This is a genomic window from Paracoccus benzoatiresistens, assembly GCF_026913015.1.
Taxonomy (GTDB): domain Bacteria; phylum Pseudomonadota; class Alphaproteobacteria; order Rhodobacterales; family Rhodobacteraceae; genus Paracoccus; species Paracoccus benzoatiresistens.
In genome coordinates this window covers 47092-71665 of sequence record NZ_JAPTYD010000005.1, presented here as the reverse complement: position 1 = coordinate 71665, position 24574 = coordinate 47092, and the positions used below count along the sequence as shown (strand labels likewise).

23 protein-coding genes are annotated in these 24574 nt (G+C 67.3%); 10 read left to right on the top strand and 13 right to left on the bottom strand.

Translation table 11 applies throughout. From position 1 onward, the window contains the following. Window positions 1-48 precede the first annotated feature (48 nt). From OU682_RS06055 to OU682_RS06045, 3 genes are all read right to left on the bottom strand, one after another. A complete protein-coding gene (locus tag OU682_RS06055; RefSeq protein ID WP_268941177.1) occupies window positions 49-1125 on the bottom strand; it encodes an ABC transporter substrate-binding protein in 1077 nt (358 codons plus the stop codon). 93 nt (window positions 1126-1218) lie between these two features. Further along, complete coding sequence (locus OU682_RS06050) at window positions 1219-2289, bottom strand: ABC transporter substrate-binding protein (protein WP_268941176.1); 1071 nt, start codon at window positions 2287-2289, stop codon at window positions 1219-1221. A 79-nt stretch (window positions 2290-2368) separates the two neighbouring features. Next, a complete protein-coding gene (locus OU682_RS06045) occupies window positions 2369-3472 on the bottom strand; it encodes an ABC transporter ATP-binding protein (RefSeq protein WP_268941175.1) in 1104 nt (367 codons plus the stop codon). 281 nt (window positions 3473-3753) lie between these two features. Between OU682_RS06045 and OU682_RS06040 the strand changes: the two genes are divergently transcribed. Together OU682_RS06040 and OU682_RS06035 are read left to right on the top strand one after the other, a co-directional pair. Continuing rightward, complete coding sequence (locus tag OU682_RS06040; RefSeq protein ID WP_268941174.1) at window positions 3754-4509, top strand: sulfite exporter TauE/SafE family protein; 756 nt, start codon at window positions 3754-3756, stop codon at window positions 4507-4509. A gap of 3 nt (window positions 4510-4512) precedes the next feature. Next, window positions 4513-4860, top strand: coding sequence for a RidA family protein (locus OU682_RS06035; protein ID WP_268941173.1), 348 nt, complete (start codon window positions 4513-4515; stop codon window positions 4858-4860). On the opposite strand, the gene lpxB is transcribed toward OU682_RS06035, so the two are convergent. From lpxB to OU682_RS05995, 8 genes are all read right to left on the bottom strand, one after another. Next, window positions 4844-5998, bottom strand: a complete 1155-nt coding sequence (lpxB, locus tag OU682_RS06030; RefSeq protein ID WP_268941172.1) for a lipid-A-disaccharide synthase — start codon at window positions 5996-5998, stop codon at window positions 4844-4846. The genes OU682_RS06035 and lpxB overlap by 17 nt on opposite strands. Before the next feature lie 65 nt (window positions 5999-6063). Continuing rightward, complete coding sequence (locus OU682_RS06025; RefSeq protein WP_268941171.1) at window positions 6064-6876, bottom strand: LpxI family protein; 813 nt, start codon at window positions 6874-6876, stop codon at window positions 6064-6066. Further along, a complete protein-coding gene (gene lpxA / locus OU682_RS06020; protein WP_268941170.1) occupies window positions 6873-7661 on the bottom strand; it encodes an acyl-ACP--UDP-N-acetylglucosamine O-acyltransferase in 789 nt (262 codons plus the stop codon). Before lpxA ends, OU682_RS06025 begins: the two co-directional genes overlap by 4 nt. Further along, window positions 7654-8133, bottom strand: coding sequence for a 3-hydroxyacyl-ACP dehydratase FabZ (fabZ, locus tag OU682_RS06015; protein ID WP_268941169.1), 480 nt, complete (start codon window positions 8131-8133; stop codon window positions 7654-7656). The genes lpxA and fabZ overlap by 8 nt, the downstream gene beginning before the upstream one ends. Before the next feature lie 60 nt (window positions 8134-8193). Then, on the bottom strand, window positions 8194-10314 hold the full coding sequence (locus OU682_RS06010) for a hypothetical protein (protein WP_268941168.1): 2121 nt from the start codon (window positions 10312-10314) through the stop codon (window positions 8194-8196). Further along, window positions 10311-13055 carry a DUF4159 domain-containing protein gene (locus OU682_RS06005; RefSeq protein ID WP_329609785.1) on the bottom strand — a complete coding sequence of 915 codons (2745 nt, stop codon included), beginning with the start codon at window positions 13053-13055 and terminating at the stop codon, window positions 10311-10313. Before OU682_RS06005 ends, OU682_RS06010 begins: the two co-directional genes overlap by 4 nt. Before the next feature lie 5 nt (window positions 13056-13060). After that, the gene (locus tag OU682_RS06000; RefSeq protein WP_268941166.1) at window positions 13061-13930 is read right to left on the bottom strand and encodes a DUF58 domain-containing protein; all 870 of its coding nucleotides are present in this window, start codon (window positions 13928-13930) and stop codon (window positions 13061-13063) included. A 7-nt stretch (window positions 13931-13937) separates the two neighbouring features. After that, window positions 13938-14945 (bottom strand): AAA family ATPase, encoded by a 1008-nt coding sequence (locus OU682_RS05995; protein WP_268941165.1) that lies wholly within the window; start codon window positions 14943-14945, stop codon window positions 13938-13940. 63 nt (window positions 14946-15008) lie between these two features. Between OU682_RS05995 and OU682_RS05990 the strand changes: the two genes are divergently transcribed. The 7 genes from OU682_RS05990 to metK all read left to right on the top strand — a co-directional run bounded on the left by OU682_RS05990 (window position 15009) and on the right by metK (window position 22285). Beyond that, window positions 15009-15551 carry a DUF1285 domain-containing protein gene (locus tag OU682_RS05990; protein ID WP_268941164.1) on the top strand — a complete coding sequence of 181 codons (543 nt, stop codon included), beginning with the start codon at window positions 15009-15011 and terminating at the stop codon, window positions 15549-15551. After that, window positions 15551-16306 carry a hydroxypyruvate isomerase family protein gene (locus OU682_RS05985; protein WP_268941163.1) on the top strand — a complete coding sequence of 252 codons (756 nt, stop codon included), beginning with the start codon at window positions 15551-15553 and terminating at the stop codon, window positions 16304-16306. The genes OU682_RS05990 and OU682_RS05985 overlap by 1 nt, the downstream gene beginning before the upstream one ends. Before the next feature lie 47 nt (window positions 16307-16353). Then, window positions 16354-16515, top strand: a complete 162-nt coding sequence (locus tag OU682_RS05980; protein WP_268941162.1) for a hypothetical protein — start codon at window positions 16354-16356, stop codon at window positions 16513-16515. 94 nt (window positions 16516-16609) lie between these two features. Further along, on the top strand, window positions 16610-18430 hold the full coding sequence (typA, locus tag OU682_RS05975) for a translational GTPase TypA (RefSeq protein ID WP_268941161.1): 1821 nt from the start codon (window positions 16610-16612) through the stop codon (window positions 18428-18430). A 298-nt stretch (window positions 18431-18728) separates the two neighbouring features. Then, window positions 18729-19406, top strand: coding sequence for a TetR/AcrR family transcriptional regulator (locus OU682_RS05970; RefSeq protein WP_268941160.1), 678 nt, complete (start codon window positions 18729-18731; stop codon window positions 19404-19406). Between the two features lie 308 nt (window positions 19407-19714). Continuing rightward, the gene (ahcY, locus tag OU682_RS05965; RefSeq protein WP_268941159.1) at window positions 19715-21106 is read left to right on the top strand and encodes an adenosylhomocysteinase; all 1392 of its coding nucleotides are present in this window, start codon (window positions 19715-19717) and stop codon (window positions 21104-21106) included. A gap of 3 nt (window positions 21107-21109) precedes the next feature. Beyond that, entirely contained in the window at window positions 21110-22285 is a 1176-nt protein-coding gene (gene metK, locus OU682_RS05960; protein ID WP_268941158.1) for a methionine adenosyltransferase, read from the top strand. A 405-nt stretch (window positions 22286-22690) separates the two neighbouring features. On the opposite strand, the gene OU682_RS05955 is transcribed toward metK, so the two are convergent. Next, window positions 22691-23176, bottom strand: a complete 486-nt coding sequence (locus tag OU682_RS05955; protein ID WP_268941157.1) for a type II toxin-antitoxin system RatA family toxin — start codon at window positions 23174-23176, stop codon at window positions 22691-22693. 79 nt (window positions 23177-23255) lie between these two features. Here OU682_RS05955 and OU682_RS05950 point away from each other — a divergent pair, with 79 nt between their 5' ends. Further along, a complete protein-coding gene (locus OU682_RS05950) occupies window positions 23256-23441 on the top strand; it encodes a hypothetical protein (RefSeq protein ID WP_268941156.1) in 186 nt (61 codons plus the stop codon). Between the two features lie 127 nt (window positions 23442-23568). Here OU682_RS05950 and ypfJ read toward each other — a convergent pair whose 3' ends face one another. Next, complete coding sequence (gene ypfJ, locus OU682_RS05945) at window positions 23569-24414, bottom strand: KPN_02809 family neutral zinc metallopeptidase (protein WP_268941155.1); 846 nt, start codon at window positions 24412-24414, stop codon at window positions 23569-23571. Window positions 24415-24574 lie beyond the last annotated feature (160 nt).

Here is a 24574-nt window from a genome sequence, read left to right as displayed (position 1 = left end):
CTCAAGGTATCGGGCCGCCGCCCACAAGGGCAGCGGCAATTGTCTGGATCAGGCGCCGGCCAGCCAGCTGTTGAAACGCTCGGTCAGCTCGGCGTCGTGGTCGGCCCAGAATTCCGGGTCATCCATGACCGCGGTCTTCATGTGTTCCGGATTGGTGGGCATGTGCGGCGCCATTTCGGTCTTGCCGTCCTTGTACAACCCCACCAGCTCGGCCGAGGATTTCCGCGACGGTCCATAGGCGATGTATTTCGCCTGGTCCGCCAGCCGCTGCGTGTCGGTGGCGAACTTCAGGTATTCCATCGCGGCTTCCGGGTTGGGCGCGCCCTTGGGAATGGCGAACATGTCCATGTCCATGTATTGCCCGTCCCAGATGATCTCGAAGGGCTTGCCCTCGCCCACCATGGCGTCGAAGAAGCGGCCATTATAGCCCGTGGCCATCACGACCTCACCGTCGGCCAGCAGCTGCACGGGCTGCGCACCGGCTTCCCACCAGACCACGTTGTCCTTGATGGCGTCCAGCTTCGCGAAAGCCTGATCGACGCCCTCGGGCGTGCTCAGCTTTTCATAGACCTGGTCAGCCGGCACGCCATCGGCGATCAGCGCCAGATACAGCGTCCGCTTGGGGTTCTTGGGCAGGCCGCGCTTGCCGGGGAATTTCTCGGTGTCGAAGAAATCCGCCGCCGTGGACGGCTTCTCGCCCTCGAACTTGGTCGTGTCAAAGGCGATGACAGTGCCCCAGAAGATGTTGGCAACCGCGCAATCCTGCAGGGCGCCGTCGATGAAGTCTTCCGCCGCGGGCGTGCCATCGGGCGCGGCGGGAAGGTCATCGGGGTTGATCTCGACCAGCGCACCCTCGTCGCACAGGCGGATGGCGTCACTGACCTCGATGTCGAAGACGTCGCCGGTGATGTTGTTCGCCTCGATCTGCGCCTTGAGCGGCGTCGAGGGATTGTCGGCGGCGATCATGTTGACCTTGATGCCGGTCTTTTCGGTGAAGGGCTTGTTATAGGCCTCGACCTGGCTGACCTCGTAGGCACCGCCCCAAGACACGACATTGACCTCTTGCGCGGTGGCGGCAAAGGCCATGCCCACAAGGGCGGTGGATAGGACCAGAGTGGTTTTCACGTTCTTAACTCCCGTTGGTGAATGGGCATCTTGCCCTTGTTCTTGGCCCCTTTCGGGGCAGGGGCGGGCTTGTGTTGGCCCGCCCCGATCCGGTCAGCTGGCCAGCCAGCTGTTGAAGCGCTCGTTCAGCTCGGCATCGCGATCGACCCAGAAGTCCAGATTCGACGGCAGCGCATTGGTCATGTTCGCCTCGGTCGTCGGCAGGTGCGGCCCCATCGGTACATCGGTGCCCTCGACATTGCCGACCAGGGCCGCGGCGGACTTGCGCGGAGGGCCATAGCTGATGAATTCGGCCGCGCGGGCCTGCGGCGCGGGCGAGGTCGTCCAGGCCACGAACTTCATCGCATCCTCCAGGTTCTTGGCGCCCTTCGGCACGACCCAGCCTTCCATCTCATAGATCTGGCCGTCCCAGATGATCTTGAAGGGCTTGCCCTCGCCCTGGGCGGCGTTGAAGATCCGGCCGTTGAAGGCATAGGCCATCACGACCTCGCCATCGGCCAGAAGCTGCGGCGGCTGCGCGCCCGCTTCCCACCAGATCACGTCGTTCTTGATGCTGTCCAGCTTGGCAAAGGCGCGGTCCACGCCCTCGGGCGTCGCAAGCGTCTCATAGACCTCGGCCGCCGGTACGCCGTCGGCCATCAGGGCCAGCTCCAGGTTGAACTTGGCGCCCTTGCGCATGGTGCGCTTGCCGGGAAACTTCTCCAGGTCGAAGAAGTCGGCCGGGCTGGCAGGCTTGGCATCGGGGAACTTGCTGTCATCAAAGGCCAGGACCATCGAATAAACGTCGGTCGCGACAAAGCATTCCGTGATCGCGCCCTCGATGAAGTCGTCCGCCGCAGGGGTCCCATCCTCGGCCGCGACCAGGATGGAGGGGTCGATTTCCTCCAGCAGCCCTTCGTCGCACAGCCGCACCGCGTCGGCATATTCCACCGATGCCACGTCGGTCGTGACGTTGCCCGCCTCGACCATGGCCTTGATGGGCGTCGCCGGGTTGTCGGCATCGGCCATGGTCACCTTGATGCCGGTCTCGGCCTCGAAGGGCTTGGCATAGGCTTCCAGGTGGCTGTTGCCATAAGCCCCACCCCAGGACAGCAGGTTCACATCGGCCAGAACAGGCGAGGCCATCATCCCAAGCGCGGTGGTAAGGGCGAGCGTCTTCTTCATCTATAACTCCAACTGCAATGACATGCGGCCTTCGCCGTCGTTCTTGGCCCGCGGCCGGCGCGGGCGCCGCGTGCCCCCGTCAGACGGGATCCAGCGCGCGGGCATCGGCGGGGTGCCAGCCGATCCTGATCTGCTGGCCGGGTTCCAGACGCGTCTGGCCGATCGTGTTGCGCATCTTCATGACGAAATCGCCGCTGCCCGCGACCTTTAGCCGGGCCCGCAGGATGTCGCCCATGTAGATCACGTCGCAGACCTCGGCACCGATCATGTGCGCGCCGGGGGGCATCATCTCGGGCTTGAACTCGACCCGCTCGGGGCGGATCGAAACCAGCGTCTGCTGTCCTTTCGCGGTCACGTTCACCGGGGTCGCGTCGATCAGCTCGCCGGTCTTCAGGCGCACCAGGGCCTTGTCGCCAGACAGTTCCTCGATGGTTCCGGGCAGCTTGTTGTTCTCGCCGATGAACTGGGCCACGAAGCTGTTATCGGGCCGCTCGTAGAGATCGGCAGGCGGGGCCAGCTGCTGGATGCGGCCGTCGTTGAAGACCGCCACGCGGTCGGACATGGTCAAGGCCTCGCCCTGGTCGTGGGTCACGTAAACCACCGTGATGCCAAGCCGTTCGTGCAGGTGCTTGATCTCGAACTGCATGTGCTCGCGCAGCTGCTTGTCCAGCGCGCCCAGGGGTTCGTCCATCAGCACCAGCTCGGGGTCGAAGACCAGGGCACGGGCCAGAGCGATGCGCTGCTGCTGGCCGCCCGAAAGCTGCGCGGGGCGGCGGCTGGCGAACTTGCCCATCTGCACCATGTCCAGCGCGCGGGCGATGCGGCTTTCCCGCTCGGCCTTGGCCATGCCCCGGACCTCCAGCGGGAAGGACAGGTTTTCGCCCACCGTCATGTGCGGAAACAGGGCATAGTTCTGAAACACCATGCCGATGCCGCGCTTGTGCGGCGGCACCTGGTTGATCGGGCGCCCGGCAAGCTTGATCTCGCCATGAGTCGCCGTCTCGAACCCGGCCAGCATCATCAGGCAGGTCGTCTTGCCCGAGCCCGAGGGCCCCAGCATGGTCAGGAACTCTCCCTTGCCAATGGACAGGTTCAGGTCTTTGACGACAAGCGTCTGTCCATCATAGCTTTTTTGCACATGTTCAAAAGCGACGAAGGCATCGCCGTGGCGGTCATCCAGCAAAAGGCGCTCTCCCTGTTTGGTTTTCGTTGTTCCAGCGCATCCGCACGTTAAGCCTCTGATCGACATCTGCGCAACACCGTTTGCGACATTTCTCTGCCTCCAGAGGTCGCTAACATGCATCGATCCCGGCCGCCCAAGAAATCCGCATTCCTGCTGCAGGGATAGGCAGATCGTGGCATCAAGGCCGGGGCTTGTGCCCCCATGACGCTGCGGCTAGCGTCCTTGCCGATCCGAATCCCTTGGTCCTTCAAGGCGTTCACAACCAAACCGGAAGGCCGCCCATGCTGGACGCTGCCCTGCTGTTTTTCGCCGGGCTGCTTGGCGGAATGCTGAACGCCGTCGCGGGCGGCGGCACCTTCATCACCTTTCCCGCGCTGGTCTTTACCGGCATCCCGCCGGTCGCGGCCAATGCCACCAGCACCATCGCCGCGCTGCCGGGCTATCTGTCCTCGGCCATCGCGTTCCGCGACGACATCCGCAACATTCGCGCAGCCCCCCTCGCCCGGCTGACGGCCTGGACGATGATCGGCGGGGCAGTCGGCAGCGGGCTGCTGCTGGTCAGCTCGAACAAGGCCTTTTCCGCCCTGGTGCCCTTCCTGCTGCTGATGGCGACGCTGGTCTTCTCCTTCGCCGACGACGTGCGCCGGATAGCCTCGCGCTGGCAATCGGTGGTCAGGCCCTTCGGCCTGGGCATCCTGCTGCCGGTCGCGATCTACGGGGGTTATTTCAACGGCGGGCTTGGCATCGTGCTGCTGGCGGTCTTTTCCATGTGGGGCATGACCGACCTGCACGCGATGAACGGGCTGAAATGCTGGCTCAGCTTCGCGCTGTCGCTGATTGCCTTTGCCGTCTTCGCGGCCGGGGGCGCGGTGGCTTGGGGACCCGCCGCCATCACGGCGGTCGGAACCATCGCCGGCGGCTATGCCGGCGCGCCCCTGGCCCGGCGCATCCCGCGCGACACCCTGCGACTGCTGATCGCCGTCATCGGCTTCGGCATGACCGCGATCTTCTTCTGGCGTCTCATTCAAGGAGCATAGACAATGAGCGATATCAAACGCATCGAAACCGGCCCGCGCATGAGCCAGGCGGTCATCGCCAACGGCATCGTCTGGCTGGCGGGCCAGGTGGGCGAGCCCGGCGCATCCGTCACCGACCAGACCCGCGTGGTTCTGGAACAGGTGGATCGCCTGCTGGCCGAGGCCGGGACCGACAAGACCCGCATCGTGTCCGCCCAGATCTGGCTGGCCGACATGGCTGATTTCGCCGAAATGAACGCCGTCTGGGACCAGTGGGCGCCGCAGGGCCACACCCCCGCCCGCGCCACCGGCGAGGCGAAGCTGGCCACCCCGGACTACAAGGTCGAGGTGATCGTCACCGCGGCCCTGTAACCGCCCGCAACACGGACCGGGCCGCACGCAGGCCCGGCGCCTCGCCCCCCTTGCCCAGCCGGTCCATGGTCAGATCCATCGCATCCAGCTGGGCCACCCGTGCGGCGTCGTCCTGCAGGACGCGCAGCAAGGCCGCCGCCATCGGCGCGGGCTTGCAGTCGCGGCCCAGGAATTCGGGCACGGCGCGGGTGTCGCTGACCAGGTTGACCAGCGTCACCGTGTCGGTCTTCAGCAGCATCCCGATCAGCATCCGGCTGAGCGGCGCCATGTCATAGCCGATCACCATCGGCACCCGGTTCGCCGCTAGATCCAGGCTGACCGTGCCCGACGCCGCAAGCGCCAGATCCGCCGCGGCGAAGGCCGCGCGCTTCAGGTCGGGGTCCTCGACTACAAGGGGCCGGATGGACCATTGCGCAGTCAGGTGGCGCACCTGGCCGGCGACGCCCGGCATGGTCGGCAGCACCACCTGCATGTCGGGGACATGATGGCGCAGGTCCGCCAGCGCCTCGCCAAAACGTGGCAGCAGGCGCCCGACCTCGCCGCCGCGCGATCCGGGCAGGCACAGGACCACGGGGCTCTCGGGCTCGATCCCGTGGCCGGCGCGGAACAGCGCGGCCTCGTCGGGGCCTGCCACCGGCAGGGTGGCGATCGGATGGCCCACGAAATCGCAGGTCATCCCGGCGGCCTGCATCAGGGGCGGCTCGAAGGGCAGGATCGCCAGCACATGGTCGATCACCTCGGCCATCTTCAGCGCCCGCCCCGGCCGCCAGGCCCAGACCGAGGGCGCGACATAGTGGATCGTCCGCAGGCCGGGCCGCTGGCCCCGCGCCGCGCGGGCCACGCGCAGGCAGAAATCCGGGCTGTCGATGCCGATCAGCGCATCGGGGTTTTCCGCAACCACCCGAGCCGCCGTCTCGGCGATGCGGCGCTTCAGGTGGCGATAGTTGGGCAGAACCTCCCATATGCCCATCAGGCTCAGCTCCTGCATGGGAAACAGGCTGACAAGGCCCTGCGCGGTCATCGCCTCGCCGCCGATGCCGACGAATTCCGCGGCCGGCACCAGCTCGCGCAGCCCGGCCATCAGCGCCGCGCCCAGCTGGTCGCCCGATGGCTCGCCCGCGATCAGGAAGAACTTCATGCGCCTTGCCCCGCTGCTGATGTCATATGGCCATTGCGCAACGACGAAGTCGGTTTCTTCGTTGCTCACATGCCCGAAGGCGGCATCGCCCACAGAAACAATCCCGCCGCATTCGCGCGCCGGATGGTTTCCTGCCGGTCCAGCACGATCACGCCGCCCGCTTGCCAGGCGATGCCGGCCAGCCCGGCGGCGGCGGCCTGCGTCACGCTGTCGGGGCCAAGCGTCGGCAGGTCGATGCGCATGTCCTGGCCGGGCTTGGGCGCCTTGAAGAACACGCCCTTCGCGCCGTTCGGATTGGGCCGCAGCCCGGCGTGGCGGCCGGCAAAGTCCAGCATGGCCTCGGTGCCCGGCAGCGTCTCGATCGCAAGACACTGGCCTTGCGCGACCACGGCACCCTGCCCCACGTCCAGCGGCCCCAAGGTTGCATGGATCAACGCGGCACGGGCCGCGTCGCGCCGGTCGGCGGCCGAGGGCTCGCCCGCCAGAACGCCCTCGCCGGGGATCAGGTCGGGGGCGACCTCGGCGACCGAGCCGATGGCCAGCCCATGTTCCTCGAACACGTCCAGCACCGCGCGCAAGGCGCCATCATCGCCCGACTGCATCGCCATCATGATGCGCGGCACCAGCTGCGCGGTGCGATTGTCGAACAGTTCCGGGTCCAGGCGCGGACGGCGGATAGCACCAGCGAAGACGACGCGCGATACATCCTGGTCGATCAGGCTGTCCAGGAAGGGCACCAGCCGCTCCAGCCGGAAGGGCTGCGCCTCGACCCCGTCGGGCGCGAAGCCGTCCAGGGCATAGACCAGCGGCGCGTCCAGCGCGGCGATGACGGCGGGGGCCAGGATGCCCTTGCCTGCGATGACGGCGGTTCGGCTCATGCGGGCTTCGGGGTCAGGAAGCTGCGGTCGGACGGGCCCAGGATGAAGTCCAGCACGTCGCGGACCATTCCGCCGGTTTCCCCTTCGGCCAGGTGGCGGGCGGTGTCGCGGAAGCTGCCGCCGCCCAGCTTGTCCAGCATGTCGCGAAGTTCGTGGATATCGGCCCGGCTGGCTCCCCGGCGCTTCAGGCCGACCAGGTTCAGCCCGTCCAGATGCCCGCGCGGGCCCTGGACCATGCCGTAAGGGATCACATCCGCGGTCACCATCGTCACCGCGCCGATCATCGCGCCGCGCCCGATGCGCACCCATTGATGGACGCCCGACAGCCCGCCGACGATCACGTCGTCGTCCAGGTGGCAATGCCCGGCCAGCGAGGCGTTGTTGACCAGGATCACCCGGTCGCCCAATTGGCAGTCATGGCCCACATGGCAGCCCGCCATGAACAGCCCGTCATTGCCGATCCGCGTCACGCCGCCTCCGCCCTCGGTGCCGGGGTTCATGGTGACATATTCGCGGATGCGGTTGCGCGCGCCGATCTCCAGGCGCACGTCCTCGCCCTTGAACTTCAGATCCTGCGGGACCTCGCCGATCGAGGCGAAGGGGAAGACAACCGTGTCCTCGCCGACGGTCGTGTCGCCCGTGATGGCGACATGGGATTTCAGGACCACGCCATCCGCCAGCCGCACTTTGGGGCCGACCACGCAGAAGGGACCTATCCGGACGCCCGCGCCGATCTGCGCGCCATCCTCGATCACGGCGCTCGGGTGGATCAGGCTGTCAGTCATTGGCCTTCAGCGCCATCATGGCAGTGAACTCGGCCGAGGCGCAGAGTTGGCCGTCCACCAGGGCCCGTCCCTCGAACTTCCAGATCTTGCCGCCGCCGCGCAGGGCCTTGCAATGCAGCTCCAGCACGTCGCCGGGCACGACCATGCGGCGGAACTTGCACTTGTCGATGCCCATGAAATAGGTCGCCAGCGGCCTGTCGATGATGTTCATGCTGATGCCGACGATCACGGCCGCGGTCTGGGCCATCGCCTCGACGATAGTGACGCCGGGCATCACGGGCTCTTCGGGGAAGTGGCCCTGGAAATGCGGCTCGTTGCTGGTGACCATCTTGATGCCCACGCCGCCTTCATGCGGAACGATGTCGCGCACCTTGTCGATGAACAGGAACGGATAGCGGTGCGGGATGATGCGCTTGATCAGCGACAGGTCCGCCTCGGTATAAGGGGCGGGAGCGCGCGTTTCTTCGGCCATGAGCGTTCCTTCGAGACGTTTTTTTCCGGTTAGCAATGCACTTGCCGCTTGGCAAGCCGATCAGGCGCTCCCTGCCCCGGGAACCGGCGCCCGCCCGCCGCCACCCCCGGCACGCCCTTCGCGCAGCCAGCCGGTCAGGATCAGGCCTGCCACCAGCACAAGCCAGGCCCAGCCCGGCAGCAGCGGCTTGCGTTCCAGCCCGGTCACCGATGCCGCCTCGCGCGGGGTGATGGCGATCCAGTCCCCAAGGCCCGCGCTGCCATGCGCGGTCCGTCCCGGCGCGACGGTGCGCAGGTCGGGCACACCGTCCGACAGGGGCATGACGCCTCCGCCCGTGCCGTTGACCAGCGGCGCAAGCGTGGCGGCATCGGCCACGGTCTGCTCGAACTCGCGCGGCGCGGCGGGGCCCAGGGCCAGCACGCGGCGCAGGTCGCCATCCTGCAGGCGGTAGAGCCCCGGCTCGGGCGCGGTCCAGTCGGCGGTAAAGCGGCCCGGCCCGGCCTCCGCCAGCGGCACCTCCTCGGTTTCGCCATCGGGGCGGGTCACGACCAGGGGGCCGGCGCTGTCGGCCATGGTGCGGCGCGTGAAACGGACGGACAGGTCGTCCGCGACATCGGCCAGCAGGGCTTCCTCCTCAAGCTCGGGTTCCTTCATCGACCAATGGGCGATGCGGCGCAGCAATTCCAGCTGCGGCCCCCCGCCCTCGAAGCCGCGACCCCAGAGCCATACCTGGTCCGAGGTCAGCAGCGCCACCCGCCCGTCGTCCACGCGGTCAAGGATCAGCAGCGGCTGGTCGTCGATCCCCGTCATGGCGACCTGCGCGTCGGGATCGGGCGTCACCGTCGCCATGCGCAACCAGCGGCCCCAGGTCGGCTCCTCGCCCTCGGACCCCGGCAGGCCGGCGGTAACGGGGTGGCGCCGCCCGTCGTCGGTCAGGCGGGGCAGATAGGGTTGCTCCAGCACCTGCCCCGTGGGCCGGGCGGGCAGGATGCGGCCCAGGGGCGAGAGATAAAGGCTCTCGACCCCGGCCATTTCCGGTCCGGCAGAGACAAGGATCGCCCCGCCCCCTTCGACATAGCGAGCGATGTTGTCGTAATAGTCCGGCGGCAGGATGCCCCGCACGCTGTAGCGGTCGAAGATGATCAGGTCGAAATCCTCGATCCGCTCCATGAACAGCTCCTGGGTCGGAAAGGCGATCAGCGACAGTTCGTTGACCGGCACGCCGTCCGACTTGTCGGGCGGGCGCAGGATGGTGAAGTGGATCAGATCGACCGCCGCGTCGGACTTGAGCAGGTTGCGCCAGGTCCGTTCGCCCGCATGCGGTTCGCCCGAGACCAGCAGCACCCGCAGACGGTCGCGCACGCCGTTGATGCTGATGGCGGCGCTGTTGTTGCGGTCGGTCAGCTCGCTGCCTTCCGGGGCGTCGAAGCCGATCTGCACGACGTTCTGGCCCGCGTGATCCAGCATCAAGGGCAAGGTGATCGGCTGATCCAGCGGCACGGACAGCACCTGCTCATCCTCTCCATCAAGGGACAGGCGCAGGTTGACGGATCCGGTCTGCGCCTCGGGGGGCACGGCGCCCTGATCCTCGACCCTCAGGCGGATTGTGATTTCCTGGTCGATCAGGCCAAAGGCGGGCGCTTCCTCGATCACAAGGCGGCGGTCCCAGTCCTGCGGACGGCCGGTCAGCAGGACATGGACCGGGGCGGGCGCGGTCGCGGGCAGCATTGCCGGATCGTGCAGGCGCCCGTCGGTGACGGCAATCACGCCCGCCAGCCGGGTTTCCGGTTCCGCCGCGATGGCGCGGGCCATCTCGGTCGCAAGCAGGGTGCCGTCGTCGCTGTCGCCCACCGTGACGCGGCGCAGTTCGGTATTCGGCAGCGCGGCGATCTGGCGGGTCATCGCATCCACCGCCGCGTCCGCCTGCGCGGTCCGTTCCGGCAGCGTCTGGCTGGCAGAGCGGTCGTCGATCAGGATCACGATGTCGGACAGGCCCGTGCGGCTGCCGATCTCCAGCGCGGGTCCGGCCAGGGCCAGCGCCGCGGCAATCCCCGCCAGCCCGCGCCACGCCCAGCCCCGCAGCCCCCGCCACAGCGCGAAGCCCGCCACCGCCAGCGCCAGCACCGCCAGCGCGGCAATCGCCCACCAGGGCAGCAAGGGATCGAAGCGCAGCTGGGTCATGGGCCAAGCATCTCCTCGGTCCTCATGCGGTCAAGAAGGGCGGGAACATGGACCTGGTCGGATTTGTAATTGCCTGTCAGCACATACATCATCAGGTTCACGCCAAACCTGAAGGCCATCTCGCGCTGCTGCTCGCCTTCCCAGCCCCGGCCGATGGGAAAGGCCGGAAAGCCGTTCTCGTCCACCGCCCAGGCCTCGGCCCAGCTGTTGCCGCCGATCACCACGGGGCTGACGCCGTCGTTCAACTGGCGGAATGGCACGCCCTCGGCCGCCTCCGCGCCGGCGGGCGGCGCTTCAAGCCAGACCGGGTTGCCCTGCCAGCGGCCCGGGAAGTCGCCCAGCAGATAGAAGCTGCGCGTCAGCACGTGATCCAGCGGCACGGGCGAGAGGGGCGGAATCTCCAGGGGCGCCGCGAGGGCCTGCAGGGCCTGCGACATGTCCGGCCCGCCAACACCCGTGACATCGCCGTCGCGGGTGTCGAACAGGATCATCCCGCCCGAGCGCATGAAGTGGTTCAGCCGGACATAGGCCTGGGGCGACGGCAAGGCCTGGGTGTCGGTGATCGGCCAGTAAAGCATCGTCAGCACCGAAAGATCGTCGGAGTCCAGATCGATGGCCACCGGCTCTCCCGGCTCGACCGAGGTGCGCTGCGCCAGCACCATGGAAAGGCCCCGAAGTCCCAGGCGGGACGCCTCGTCGACGCGGTCGTCCCCGGTCACGACATAGGCCAGCGCGACCTCGTCGGCGGCGCGGGCCAGTTCCGGGTTCACCTCCTGCGCCGCGGCGGGCGGCACGGGCTGGATCACCAAGGCCAGCAGGACGGCGGCGGCGACACGCCCGCCCCGCGCGATCGCCGCGGAACCAAGCGCATCGGCTGCCAGGATCAGCGCCGCGACAGCCAGCAGCACCCCCTTGAGGTCGCGCCCGCCGGTGGTGCCGACAGCCTCGACGGTGGCTCCGGGCCATTCGGCCAGAACCAGCGGCCCACCCGCATTCAGCGCCACCCGACGTTCGCCCGCGGCATAGATGCCCGCCGGGCGGCCGGGTCCGGGGCCAAGCGCCAGATCGGCCGCAGGCACCGGGGCCAGCCCCTCGGCCGGAGAGGCGCGGCCAAAGCCGTCCAGCACCGTCTCGGGCGTCCAGAAGGGCTGTTCGCGGTCATCGGCCTGTTCCTCGGCCGGGGAAACGCGGGCGGTTTCGACCAGGCGGTTCAGCATGTCCACGAACAGGCCCGAGATCGGCAGGTTCGACCATTCCGCATTGGCGGTGACATGGAACAGCACCACCTGCCCCTGCCCCGCGCGGGCGCGCGTGACCAGCGGCGTATTGTCCGTCAGCGCGGCCAGCGTCTTTTCGGCCAGGTCGGGCGCCGGCTGCGCCATCAGCTGCGCGCGGACCGTGACCTCCTCGGGCGGTGTCAGCCCGGCAAAGACGCCGTCGCCCGCAAAGGGCCGGACGGCGCGCGGATCGCCCCAGGACAGCGCGCCGCCGATGTCGCGCCCGCCCTGGCGCAGGGCGACGGGGATCAGGGGTTCGTCCTGCAAATCCTCGAACGCGGCCATGCGGGGACCGGCAAAGCGGATCAGCAGCCCGCCGTCGTTCACCCAGGCGGCAAGGTCATCCGCCTCGGCCAGATCAACCTGGTCGGCCAGCACGATCACGTCGGGGGCGGCGTTCAGCACGTCGCCCAGGCCGCCCTCGACCAGATCGGTGGTGGGCGCCAGCGCGCGGCGCAGATAGTGCAGTTGGGACAGCAGTTCCTGCCCTTCGGCCTGACGGTCGGCATCGCCCACAAGCCCGACCTTGCGGCGCTTCACCCGGTCGTCGGCCAAAACGACGGCGCCCGCATGAGCCTCGCCTTCCACCTGGAAGCGGGTGATGCGGTTGCGCAGTTCCGGGGGCAGGTCGATGGCCACGGGGCGGGTGCTGACCCCCGCCGCAGCGGCGGCATCGCCGGGCGTCAGCCGGGCCAGTTCGCGTTCCAGGCCCTGCGGGTCGGGCCCGATGGCAAGGATCGCGGGTGCGGCTTCATCCGTGGCGGCCAGCGTCAGCGAGGGCGTGTCGCCCGCGTGCAGCGACAGCGACCGGACGGCGCGGGCGGGCGGCACGACGGTGACGGGGCCGCGTTCCGCCAGCGCGGCCAGCCAGGCGGCGCGGTTCGGATGGTCCAGCCCGTCGCTGATCCACAGGGTCGCAAGCTGGCCGTCGGGAACGGCGGCCAGGGCAGCGGCGGGATCCTCAGGCAGGCCGGTGGCCCAGGATACCGGCTGCGCGGCGCGAAGGCCCGCCAGCAGGCTGTCGGCCGAGGCGAAGGGCAGCGCGCCCGGCACGTCGCCGCCGTCGGCCAGCAGCAGCGCGGCGGGCCGGCCCTCGGCCGCGGCATCGGACAGCGCGGATTCGGCGCGGGTCAGGCGCGCGGGCCAGTCCGGGGCGGCGGACCAGCCCGCGTCGAGGATCACCAGCAGCGGCCCGGTCTGGCCGGATGCGACCACGGGTTTCCAGCTTGGCCCTGCGAAGGCCAGGATCAGCGCCGCCACGGCGGCAAGGCGCAGCAGCAACAGCCACCAGGGAGTGCGCCGGGCGATCGGCACCTTGTCCACCAGGCCGCGCAGCAGGGCCGTGCCCGGAAAGGCCACAAGGCGCGGCGCGGGCGGCATGGCGCGCAGGATCACCCAAAGCACCGGCAGGGCAATCAGTGCCGTCAGCACCCAGGGGGCCGCGAAGCCTATGGGGCCCAGCATCAGCATCAGCCTGCAAGCACCTGATAAAGCCAACTCAGCGCGACAGCGGGCGGATGGTCGGTCCGGTGGTGACCCCAGTGCCAGCCCGCTCCCTCGGCCCGGCGGCGCAGCCAGTCGCGGCGCTCGGCCAGCCGCGCCAGATAGGCCTCGCGTAGGCCCCCGGCATCCCTGCTGTCATGGCGGAACGCCCCCGAGAGCGACCGGAACAGGACCGCGCCGGTCCAGGGAAACACCTCCTCGTCCGGGTCCAGCACCTGCATCAGCACGCCAGTCACGCCCATGCCCGAGGCACGGGCTAGGAGGTCATCGACCCAGGATGGGTCGTCCAGGAAATCCGACAGGATCACCAGACGCTGGTTCGGGCGCAGATGGTCTGCGGCAGGGGCGTCGCCATCGCCACCTTGCGGCCTGCGCGCCACGATCTGCTGGGCCAGCCGGTCGGCCTGGACGCGCCCTGCGCGGGCCGGCTGGCCCAGCAGGCCCACCTTCTCGCCCCCGCGCAGCAGCACCATCGCCAGGGCCAAGGCCAGCAGCTGGGCGCGATCCGCCTTGGTCGGGCGGTCCGGGGCACCGGAATAGGCCATGCCCTGCCCGGCCGAGACCCACAGCCCCACCGCCTGCGCCGTCTGCGCCTCGCGGTCGCGGACGAATTGCGAATCTGACCGGGCCGACCGGCGCCAGTCTATGGCCCGTGCGGTATCGCCCTGGCTCGCCGGGCGGTATTGCCAGAAATCCTCGCCCGGCCCGCCGCGCCGCAGCCCGTGCGCGCCGGGCGCGACCATGGCCGCCAGTCGTTCAGCCGACAGGATCAGCGCAGGCAGATGCGCGCTTGCCGATTGCGCCCTTGCGCGAAGTTCGGCGGGGGACCCGGTCAAGGCAACCTCATGCCGCCTGGCTTTGACCGAAGCGGTCGCCCAAAAGGCGCGCGATCACGCCGTCCACGGTTTCGCCCCGTGCCCGGGCGGCGAAGGACAGCGCCATGCGGTGGCGCAGGACGGGGGCGGCCATCGCCTCGACATCCTCCAGGGTGGGGGCGAAGCGGCCGTTCAGCACGGCGCGGGCGCGGGTCACCAGCATCAGGGCCTGCGCGGCGCGCGGCCCCGGCCCCCAGACAAGCGTGTCGCCGATGAAAGCCGCGGATTCCGCGCCGCCCGGACGGCAGGAGCGCACAAGATCCAGGATCGTTTCCACCACCCCCTCGCCCACCGGCATCTGGCGGATCAGCCGTTGCGCGGCGATCAGGCCGCCCGCGTCGAAGGCGGCATGGGCGCGGGCTTCCTCGATCCCCGTGGTCGCCAGCAGGATGTCGCGCTCGGTATCGCGGTCGGGATAGTCCACGTCGATCTGCAAAAGGAAGCGGTCCAGCTGCGCCTCGGGCAAGGGATAGGTGCCTTCCTGCTCGATGGGGTTCTGGGTGGCGAGGACATGGAACGGGCGGCCCAGCGGGCGGTGCTGGCCGCTGATGGTGACCTCCCGCTCCTGCATGGCCTGCAGCAGCGCGGACTGCGTGCGGGGAGAAGCGCGGTTGATCTCGTCCGCCATCAGAAGCTGGGTGAAGACCGGGCCCTCGATGAAGCGGAAGGCGCGGGAGCCGTCGGGCAGCACGTCCAGCACCTCGGAGCCCAGGATGTCGGCGGGCATCAGGTCGGGGGTGAACTGGATGCGCTGGCTGTCTAGCCCCAGGACCGTTGACAGCGTATCGACCAGCATGGTCTTGCCCAGGCCCGGCTGGCCCACCAGCAGCGCGTGGCCCCCCGACAGGATAGCGGCCAAGACCTGCTCGACCACCTGGTGCTGGCCGACGAAGCGGCGTTCGATGCTGGTGCGGGCATCGGCCAAAGCCTGCGCAAGCTGTTCGACCTGACCGACCAGAATCTCATCCGAAGCCATGACAACGCCCCTTCGCTGCTTTAGACCGACCATAAGAGGATATGCGAAAGGCGACCACAGGGAATGGCAGATCGCGGTGACAAAGCTGTGAGCGCCGAGGGCATTGCCGCCGCCGCCAGCAAGGCGGCGAAGGGCGGGCTGCTGCCGGTGCATCTTTGGAACCCGCCCTTCTGCGGCGACCTGGACATGGAGATTCGCCCCGACGGCACCTGGTTCTACCAGGGCACGCCCATCGGCAGGCCCGCCATGGTGCGGCTGTTTTCCACCATCCTCAGGCGCGAGGGCGACGGCTTCTTTCTGGTCACCCCCGTCGAAAAGGTGGGGATCCGCGTGATCGATGCGCCCTTCGTCGCGGTCGATGCCGAGATCCTGCCCGACGCCGTGACCTTTACCACCAATATCGGTGACCAGGTGACAGCGGGACCTGAAAACCCCATCACCCTGCGCGGCACGGCGCAGGAACCCCGGCCCTATGTCCATGTCCGCGCGGGTCTCGAGGCGCTGATCGACCGCAAGACCTTTTACCGCCTTGCCGCCGCGGCCGAGGACGAGGCAGGCCGCAGCGGCATCCGCTCGGGCGGCGCCTTCTTTCCGTTGGAGCCCTGATGCCCCGCTTTGCCGCCAACCTGACGATGCTGTTCACCGAACTGCCGATGCTGGAGCGATTCGCCGCTGCCGCCGAGGCAGGCTTCCAGGGCGTCGAGATCTTGTTTCCCTATGACATCGCGGCGCGCGACCTGTCCCGCGCGGCCATCTCGGCCGGGCTCGACTTCGTGCTGATGAACACGCCGCCCCCCAACTGGGCAGGCGGCCCGCGCGGCTTTGCCGCCGAGCCGGGACGGGAAGAGCGGTTCCGCAGCGACTTTGATCGGGCGCTGCGCTTTGCGGGCGTGCTGCGGCCCCGGCACATCCACATCATGGCGGGCTATGCCGAGGGCCCCGAGGCGCGCGAAACCTTTGCCCGCAACCTCCGCTGGGCCGCCAGCCGCGCGCCCCATGTCAGCCTGACGATCGAGCCGCTGAATCCGGCGGACCAGCCCGGCTATTTCCTGGCGGATTTCGACCTGGCGGCCGAACTGATCGCCGAAACGGGGGCGCCGAATCTCGGGCTGCAATTCGACACCTACCATGCCCAGCTCATCACTGGCGACGCCATGGCCGCCTGGCGAAAGCACGCGGGCATCATCCGCCATATCCAAATCGCGGGCCTTCCGGGGCGGCATGAACCGGTGGGCGGCGTGATCGACTATCCGGGCTTCTTCGCGGCCCTGGATCATTCGGGATACAAGGGATGGGTCAGTGCGGAGTACAACCCTGCGGCCCTGACGACACAGGGGCTGGACTGGTTGCCGCGGCCATAGGCCGTAAATGGAACCCGAAGCAGATCAAACCGTTGAACGGCAATCCCTTGAAGGGGGACACCGGTCAGGCCGCTCCGTTCCAGGACGCGCGCGTGGCAGTCAACACCGTCGCAGTCAACACAAGGAGCGTTGCCATGAACTCGATCATCTACATCGTCGGTCTGGTCGTCATTGTCCTGTTCATCCTGTCCTTCCTGGGACTTCGCTGAAGGCAGATGCGCGGCGCCGCAGCGGCGCCGCGATTGCGTCTGGTCTTTCGGGCGACTTTTCTGTAGGGCGACCGCGAATTGAAAAGGGTCGTTCATGGATATCCGCAACATCGCCATCATTGCTCACGTCGACCACGGCAAGACGACGCTGGTCGACCAGCTGTTGCGCCAGTCCGGAGCATTCCGCGAAAACCAGGCCGTCGCCGAACGGGCGATGGACAGCAACGACATCGAGCGTGAGCGCGGCATCACCATCCTTGCCAAGGCGACGTCGGTCGAATGGAAAGGCACCCGCATCAACATCGTGGACACGCCCGGCCACGCCGACTTCGGCGGCGAGGTCGAGCGCATCCTGTCCATGGTCGATGGCGTCTGCCTGCTGGTCGATGCTGCCGAAGGCCCTATGCCGCAGACGAAGTTCGTGACCTCGAAGGCTCTGGCGCTTGGCCTGCGGCCCATCGTGGTGCTGAACAAGGTGGACAAGCCCGCGGCCGAGCCCGACAACGCGCTGAACGATGTCTTCGACCTGTTCGCGAACCTGGGCGCCAGCGACGAGCAGCTTGATTTCCCGCATGTCTATGCCTCGGGCATCGGCGGTTGGGCCGACGACACGCTCGATGGCCCGCGCAAGGACATGTCGGCGCTGTTCGACCTGATCCTGAAGCATGTCCAGCCGCCAAAGCAGATCGCGCGCACGGACGAGCCCTTCCAGATGCTGGCGACCACGCTGTCGGCCGATCCCTTCCTGGGCCGCCTGCTGACCGGCCGGGTCGAGGCGGGCCGCGCCAAGGCCGGCGACACCGTCAAGGCGCTGTCGCGCGACGGCGAGCGGATCGAGCAGTTCCGCATCAGCAAGGTCCTGGCCTTCCGCGGCCTGACCCAGACCCCCATCGACGAGGCGCAGGCCGGCGACATCGTGACGCTGGCCGGCATGGCCAAGGCGACCGTTGCCGACACCATCTGCGCGCTGGATATCGACACCGCCCTGCCCGCCCAGCCCATCGACCCGCCCACCATCAGCGTGACGTTCGGCATCAACGATAGCCCCCTGGCCGGCCAGGACGGCAAGAAGGTCCAGTCCCGCGTCATCCGCGAGCGCCTGATGCGCGAGGCCGAGGTCAACGTGGCCATCAAGGTCGAGGATACACCGGGCGGCGACGCGTTTGTCGTCTCGGGCCGGGGCGAACTGCAGATGGGCGTCCTAATCGAGAACATGCGCCGCGAAGGCTTCGAGCTGTCCATCAGCCGCCCCCGCGTGATCTTCCGCGAGGAAGACGGCCAGCGTCTGGAGCCGGTCGAGGAAGTCATCATCGACGTGGACGACGACTATACCGGCGTGGTGATCGAGAAGCTGACCGGCGAACGCAAGGGCGACATGGTGGACATGCGCCCGGCGGGCCATGGCAAGACCCGGATCGTCGCCCATGTGCCGTCGCGCGGCCTGATCGGCTATCACGGCGAATTCATGACCGACACGCGCGGCAACGGCGTGCTGAACCGCATCTTCCACGGCTGGACCCCCTACAAGGGCGCGATCCAGGGTCGCCGCCAGGGCGTGCTGATCTCCATGGAAGACGGCGTGTCCGTGGCCTATGCGCTGTGGAACCTGGAAGACCGGGGCAAGATGTTCATCGGCGCGCAGGAACAGCTGTATCAGGGCATGATCATCGGCGAACATAGCCGCGACAACGACCTGGAAGTGAACCCGCTCAAAGGCAAGAAGCTGACCAACGTCCGCGCGTCCGGCACTGACGAGGCCGTGCGCCTGACGCCTCCGGTCCGGATGTCGCTGGAAGAAGCCATCGCTTATGTCAACGACGACGAGCTGGTCGAGGTCACGCCCAAGAACATCCGCCTGCGCAAGCGCTACCTGGACCCGCACGAGCGCAAGCGGCAGGCCCGCGCGGAAGGCTGACCGAGGTTTCCCTAACGTCAAGTTGTCGTTTTAGCCCAGTTCGCGGCCACGTGGCGGCGTGTTATTTTTGTACGATGGAACCAGTGACGGATTGTGGGCAGATGCGCGTGGGCAAGAGTCAGCCAGTCTCGCCAGGCCGCGCGCAGCCCGCGGTCCTGCAATCGTCTGCACATATCTTTGCCGAGACGGCGCGCGGAAAGGGAACCGCGCGGCGCCGGAATGGTTCAACTTATTGGAGAAATGGTGGCGTTGGGGCACCATTGGGCCAGCCATGAGCCATGCCGGACGGGAACAGAGCATGAGCAAGCATGACGACATCATGAGGGGCCTGGGCCTTCACGGTCAGGCTGTCGTTGCAACGATCGAGATGATGGCGGATCTTGGCAAGCAGGACCCGGAGCTGGAACATGTCGCGCGGCGCATTGGCATACCTGTCGCCGAACTCCGGCGGATCTTCCCCGATGACCAGAGCCTGCTGATCGCCGTAGCCGAACAGGCACTGGTGCGGCTGATCGATTCCTGCACAAAGGCCGTCGTCAAGATCGACCCCGACGATGCCGTGGCTCAGTTCCTGGCGCTTGGCATCGCCTATGTCCGCTGGGCAGCCGATCACCGGACGCAGTTCCGGCTGATCAACGGCCACCCGACGCTCAATGCCATGCACACCCCTAAACTGCGCCGCTATCTGGATTCGGTGGTCGATCTGATGACCCGGATGCTGGAACGTGCCCAGAAGGCGGGACACCTGCGCGAGGACGAGGACATCTCGATGATCGTTCTGTCGTCGCGAACCTTTGCCTATGGTCTGGCCCGCATGGTGGTCGATGGACGGATGGACGGCCTGCTTCCGTGCCAGGACCCGCTCGAGGCGGCGGAACTGGCCATGGCCGACTTCGTCAAGCGTTTCGCAAGCCGTCTCGAAACATCCCGGGAGCAGCGCAAGAGGGCCGCAACCCGGTCAAACACCGCGATTTGAACAGCATCCATTTCGCCCGCGCGACGCGGCAGGTCCCGTCGCCGGCGTTATCTTAATCAAATCTTCAGATTGGTCTGGCAACCTGTCGCGTGAACAGGAGGGCGCCCTGCCCCCTGTCGCGAAGGCGTGTCGCACGAAAGGAAGGCGGTCAGCGCACTGTCGCCTTCCGGGCTGCGGCGGATCTGGGGTTCCGCCGCAGCCACATGACCTTGCCGCGACGGGCGGGCAACGCCACCCCTTTTCGCTTTCGATTACAGCAGGCATCGGCTATCCGGTCAGGAACCAGGACGAACGAAAGATCAACCGCTGTGACCGACCATATCATCCGCGACATCGCGCTGGCCGATTTCGGCCGCAAGGAACTGGACATCGCAGAAACGGAAATGCCCGGCCTGATGGCGCTGCGGGCGGAATACGGCGCATCCAGGCCCCTGGCCGGTGCCAGGATCGCAGGCAGCCTGCACATGACGGTGCAGACCGCCGTGCTGATCGAGACGCTGGTGGCGCTGGGCGCCGAGGTTCGCTGGGCGTCCTGCAACATCTATTCGACCCAGGATCACGCCGCCGCCGCGATCGCCGCGACGGGGGTGCCGGTCTTCGCCATCAAGGGCGAGACGCTGACGGAATACTGGGCCTATACCGACAAGATCTTCCAGTTCACCGAAGGTACGGCGAACATGATCCTGGACGATGGCGGAGACGCGACCATGTATGTCCTGCTGGGCGCGCGGGTCGAGGCGGGCGAGACCGGCCTGATCGACGTGCCGACCAGCGAGGAAGAAGAGGCCCTGTTCGCCCAGATCCGCAAGCGTCTGGCCGAAAGCCCCGGCTGGTTCACCCGCCAGCGTGACGCCATCAAGGGCGTTTCCGAGGAAACGACCACCGGCGTCCACCGCCTTTACGACCTGCACAAGCGCGGCCTGCTGCCCTTCCCGGCGATCAACGTGAACGACAGCGTCACCAAGTCGAAATTCGACAACAAGTATGGCTGCAAGGAATCGCTGGTGGACGGCATCCGCCGCGCCACCGACACGATGATGGCCGGCAAGGTCGCCGTGGTCTGCGGCTATGGCGACGTGGGCAAGGGCAGCGCTGCCAGCCTGCGCGGCGCGGGCGCGCGGGTGAAGGTGACCGAGGTCGACCCGATCTGCGCCCTGCAAGCCGCCATGGACGGGTTCGAGGTTGTTCTGCTGGAGGATGTGGCAGCCACGGCCGACATCTTCGTCACCACGACCGGCAACAAGGACGTGATCCGCATCGAGCACATGCGCGAGATGAAGGACATGGCGATTGTCGGCAACATCGGCCACTTCGACAACGAGATCCAGGTCGCCAGCCTGCGCAACCACAAATGGACCAACATCAAGGACCAGGTGGACATGATCGAGATGCCCTCGGGCAATCGCATCATCCTGCTGAGCCAGGGCCGCCTGCTGAACCTAGGCAACGCCACGGGCCATCCATCCTTCGTGATGTCGGCCAGCTTCACCAACCAGGTGCTGGCGCAGATCGAACTGTGGACCAGGGGCGGTGAATACGCGCCCGGCGTCTATATCCTGCCCAAGGCGCTGGACGAAAAAGTCGCGCGGCTGCATCTGGACAAGGTCGGGGCCAAGCTGACACAACTGTCGCCGGATCAGGCCGACTATATCGGCGTGACGCCCGAGGGTCCCTTCAAGTCCGATCATTACCGGTATTGATTCATGGAATATTCGCTGTTCACCTCGGAATCTGTGTCCGAGGGCCATCCCGACAAGATTGCCGACCAGATTTCCGACGCGATCCTTGATGCCATCTTGGCCGAGGATCCGCGCGCCCGCGTTGCCTGCGAAACCATGGTGAAAACCGGCGTCGCGATCATCTCGGGCGAGATTTCGACCAATGCCTGGGTCGATCTGGAAAGCATTGTCCGCGGCGTCATCAACGACATCGGCTATACCTCGTCCGACGTGGGCTTTGACGGCTCGACCTGTTCGGTCATCAACATCATCGGCAAGCAGTCGCCCGAGATCAACCAGGGCGTGGACCGCGACAACCTGGAGGACCAGGGCGCGGGCGACCAGGGGCTGATGTTCGGCTATGCCTCGGACGAAACCGACGTGCTGATGCCGGCGCCGATCACCTATGCGCATCGGCTGGTCGAACGGCAGGCCAAGGTCCGCCGCGACGGCACGCTGAAATGGCTGCGCCCTGACGCGAAATCGCAGGTGACGCTGCGCTATGGCGCGGACGGCCGCCCGGAGGCGATCGACGCGGTGGTCCTGTCCACGCAGCACAATCCGGAAATCACGCTGTCCGACCTGCGCGAAGCGGTGATCGAGGAGATCATCAAGCCGGTCCTGCCCGCTGCTTGGCTGTCGGACAAGACCAAGTACTTCATCAACCCGACCGGCAAGTTCGTGATCGGCGGGCCGGTCGGCGATTGCGGGCTGACGGGCCGCAAGATCATCGTGGACAGCTATGGCGGCATGGCGCGCCACGGCGGCGGCGCGTTTTCCGGCAAGGATCCTTCCAAGGTGGACCGCTCGGCGGCCTATGCGGGCCGCTGGGTCGCCAAGAACATCGTCGCGGCGGGGCTGGCCAGCCGTTGCGAGATCCAGGTGAGCTACGCGATCGGCGAGGCGCAGCCGACCTCGATCTCGCTCAACACCTTCGGGACCGAGACGGTGCCCCATGACAAGATCGTGGCCGCGGTCCGCGAGGTCTTCGACCTGCGCCCCTTCGCCATCATCCGCGACCTGGATCTGCTGCACCCGATCTATCGTCCCACGGCCTCCTATGGCCATTTCGGACGCCATCCCTATCAGCTGAACCGCGGGACGGCGTTCAGCTGGGAAAAGACGGACCGGGCCGAGGATCTGCGCGCGGCGTTGAGTTGAGGCTGCGGGTGGCGGAAACGCCACCCTGCAGGGATCGGTAGAATTCGCATTCCGGCAGGTGGGGCTTTACCCCACTGACCTTGGATGCGGCTAGACTGTGAAACGGTTCACAAAGGCCCCATAGGGGCGCCGTGCCTCGGCCGACAAGATGGGCCGGCAACTCCGGGTATTCCTGCTGTCCTGACAGGGTGGTTTTGCCCAAGGGATGGCGCGCTACGTAGGTGCTGCTTCATCACCTCAAAGGGGGAGCCTTCCGCACCCGGCGGACCTGCGTGGCACCCGCAAGCCCCTCGCCTTTTCGGGAAAATCTTCAAGGGCAGTGATGGTCGGAACCATCGCATGTCCCCGGGCCGAGGAGACTGTCCTGCCAGCCCGCTTACGTCGGCAAGGCGATGCGCCGCACGGTTACGCGCGGGCGCCCTTCGCCTCCCCGTAGAGCTTCTTTGCCCGGTTTTCGAACGCCCGGACAATCCGCACCATCGCCTCATGGAAGACGACCCCGATCAGCCGTTGCAGGATCATGTTCTTGAATTCGAAATCCACGAAGAAATCGACGCGGCTGCCGCCCTCGGGGCGGTCAATGAAGGTCCAGCCGCTGCGCATGTATTTGAACGGCCCGTCCAGGTATTCGGTGTCGATCTTCAGCGCGCCGGTGTCAGGATCGGCAGGCCACAGGACGACACGGCTGCCAAAGCGTTCGCGAAAGACCTTGAAGCTGATCACCAGATCGGCGGCGATTTCCTCGGCCCCGTCCGGCCGGGTCTCCCGGGACCGGATGCGGGCTGCGCTGTTCCAGGGCAGGAACTGCGGATAGCTTTCGATATCGGCCACCAGGTCGAACATCTGCTTGGCGCTATAGGGAAGGTCGCGGGTATCGTGATGATTCGGCAAAGGCGTCTCGCAGTGTTCGGTCTTGAAAGGCGACGGGGACTCTGATCGAGTCCGCCCGATCTAGCAGGAGGCCATCGCCGTGAACAACCTGATCTGGCTGCTTCGGGCATCAAAATGGGCGCGAAACCCGCCAAGTGCCCGGATGGTCAAGCTCGTCCTGCTGATCGTCGCGGCAGGCCTGGCCATCGCGGCGCTGGAATGGCTGGACCTGTGGCCCGAATGGGCACAGATGGAGGAAGGCCGCGCGCCCCGCGTTCCGCGATAGGGTCAGCGCCTTGCGCGAACCAGAACGCGCCGCGGTTCGGGGCGCCGGCGCAGCATCGCCGCGCCAAGCCCGATTGTCAGGATCGTGAAGATCGTCAGCATCCGTCTTCTCCTTTCGTAGGGCGGAACTACAATCCCGCCGCCTTGAACGTGTCGCACTGGGCCATATCGCCCGAGTTGAAGCCGCGCATCAGCCATTCCTGGCGCTGCGCCGCGCTGCCATGGGTGAAGCTGTCGGGCACCGGCGTGCGGCCCGCATTCGCCTGGATCACGTCGTCGCCCACGGCTTCGGCCGCGCCCATGGCCTCTTCCAGGTCGCCCGCCTCAAGCGTGCCGAACCGTTGCTGCGCCTGGCGCGCCCATATGCCGGCATAGCAGTCGGCCTGAAGCTCGGTCAGGACCGAGATCTGGTTTGCCTGCTGCTCGCTGACCTGGCTACGCAGGCGGTTCGTTTCGCCCAGGGTGCCGGTCAGGTTCTGGACATGGTGGCCGACCTCGTGCGCGATGACATAGGCATAGGCGAAATCACCCCCCGCCCCCATGCGGCTGGCCATCATGTCGAAGAAGTCAGTGTCCAGATAAACGCGCTGGTCGCCGGGGCAGTAGAACGGCCCCATGGCCGAGGAAGCGCCCCCGCAAGCCGATTGCACGACGCCGCTGAACAGCACCAGCTTCGGCTCGACATAGTCGACTCCGGCCTGCTGCGGAAGGACCGGGGCCCAGACCTCCTCGGTATCCGCCAGCACGACCGAAACGAATTCGCCCCATTGCTGGTCTTCCTCGGTCAGGGGACGGCTCTCCTGTGGCTGGCCCTGGTCCATGCCCTGCACCAGGGGCGTGATGTCGATGCCGAAGAAATAACCCACCGCCAGGATCGCCAGCATCCCGACCACGCCGACTCCCCCTGCCCCCGCGGCGCCCATGCCCCGCCGATCCTCGATATTGCTGCTGCCGCGCCGACCACGCCATTGCATGCGCCATGACCTCCCTTGATCCCCGATGTGGGGTCGTCTGCAAGGAAACACCAGCCCGTCTCGCAGGTTCCGCAGGGCTGCCACGGCGGGATCATCACAGCGCCGCGACAAGGCCGCAAGGTGCTTGACGCGGCCGCCGCGCAGGCCGATCCACAGGGCA

What these genes read in the sequence shown, in the direction of transcription:
- OU682_RS06010 (WP_268941168.1), bottom strand. Translation starts at nt 10,314, where the DNA reads ATGACCCAGCTGCGCTTCGATCCCTTGCTGCCCTGGTGGGCGATTGCC.
- lpxB (WP_268941172.1), bottom strand. Translation starts at nt 5,998, where the DNA reads ATGAAGTTCTTCCTGATCGCGGGCGAGCCATCGGGCGACCAGCTGGGC.
- OU682_RS05990 (WP_268941164.1), top strand. Translation starts at nt 15,009, where the DNA reads ATGGCAGATCGCGGTGACAAAGCTGTGAGCGCCGAGGGCATTGCCGCC.
- fabZ (WP_268941169.1), bottom strand. Translation starts at nt 8,133, where the DNA reads ATGGCCGAAGAAACGCGCGCTCCCGCCCCTTATACCGAGGCGGACCTG.
- ypfJ (WP_268941155.1), bottom strand. Translation starts at nt 24,414, where the DNA reads ATGCAATGGCGTGGTCGGCGCGGCAGCAGCAATATCGAGGATCGGCGG.
- metK (WP_268941158.1), top strand. Translation starts at nt 21,110, where the DNA reads ATGGAATATTCGCTGTTCACCTCGGAATCTGTGTCCGAGGGCCATCCC.
- OU682_RS06025 (WP_268941171.1), bottom strand. Translation starts at nt 6,876, where the DNA reads ATGAGCCGAACCGCCGTCATCGCAGGCAAGGGCATCCTGGCCCCCGCC.
- OU682_RS05985 (WP_268941163.1), top strand. Translation starts at nt 15,551, where the DNA reads ATGCCCCGCTTTGCCGCCAACCTGACGATGCTGTTCACCGAACTGCCG.
- OU682_RS06005 (WP_329609785.1), bottom strand. Translation starts at nt 13,055, where the DNA reads ATGCTGGGCCCCATAGGCTTCGCGGCCCCCTGGGTGCTGACGGCACTG.
- OU682_RS06035 (WP_268941173.1), top strand. Translation starts at nt 4,513, where the DNA reads ATGAGCGATATCAAACGCATCGAAACCGGCCCGCGCATGAGCCAGGCG.
- typA (WP_268941161.1), top strand. Translation starts at nt 16,610, where the DNA reads ATGGATATCCGCAACATCGCCATCATTGCTCACGTCGACCACGGCAAG.
- OU682_RS05995 (WP_268941165.1), bottom strand. Translation starts at nt 14,945, where the DNA reads ATGGCTTCGGATGAGATTCTGGTCGGTCAGGTCGAACAGCTTGCGCAG.
- OU682_RS05970 (WP_268941160.1), top strand. Translation starts at nt 18,729, where the DNA reads ATGAGCAAGCATGACGACATCATGAGGGGCCTGGGCCTTCACGGTCAG.
- OU682_RS06050 (WP_268941176.1), bottom strand. Translation starts at nt 2,289, where the DNA reads ATGAAGAAGACGCTCGCCCTTACCACCGCGCTTGGGATGATGGCCTCG.
- OU682_RS06040 (WP_268941174.1), top strand. Translation starts at nt 3,754, where the DNA reads ATGCTGGACGCTGCCCTGCTGTTTTTCGCCGGGCTGCTTGGCGGAATG.
- lpxA (WP_268941170.1), bottom strand. Translation starts at nt 7,661, where the DNA reads ATGACTGACAGCCTGATCCACCCGAGCGCCGTGATCGAGGATGGCGCG.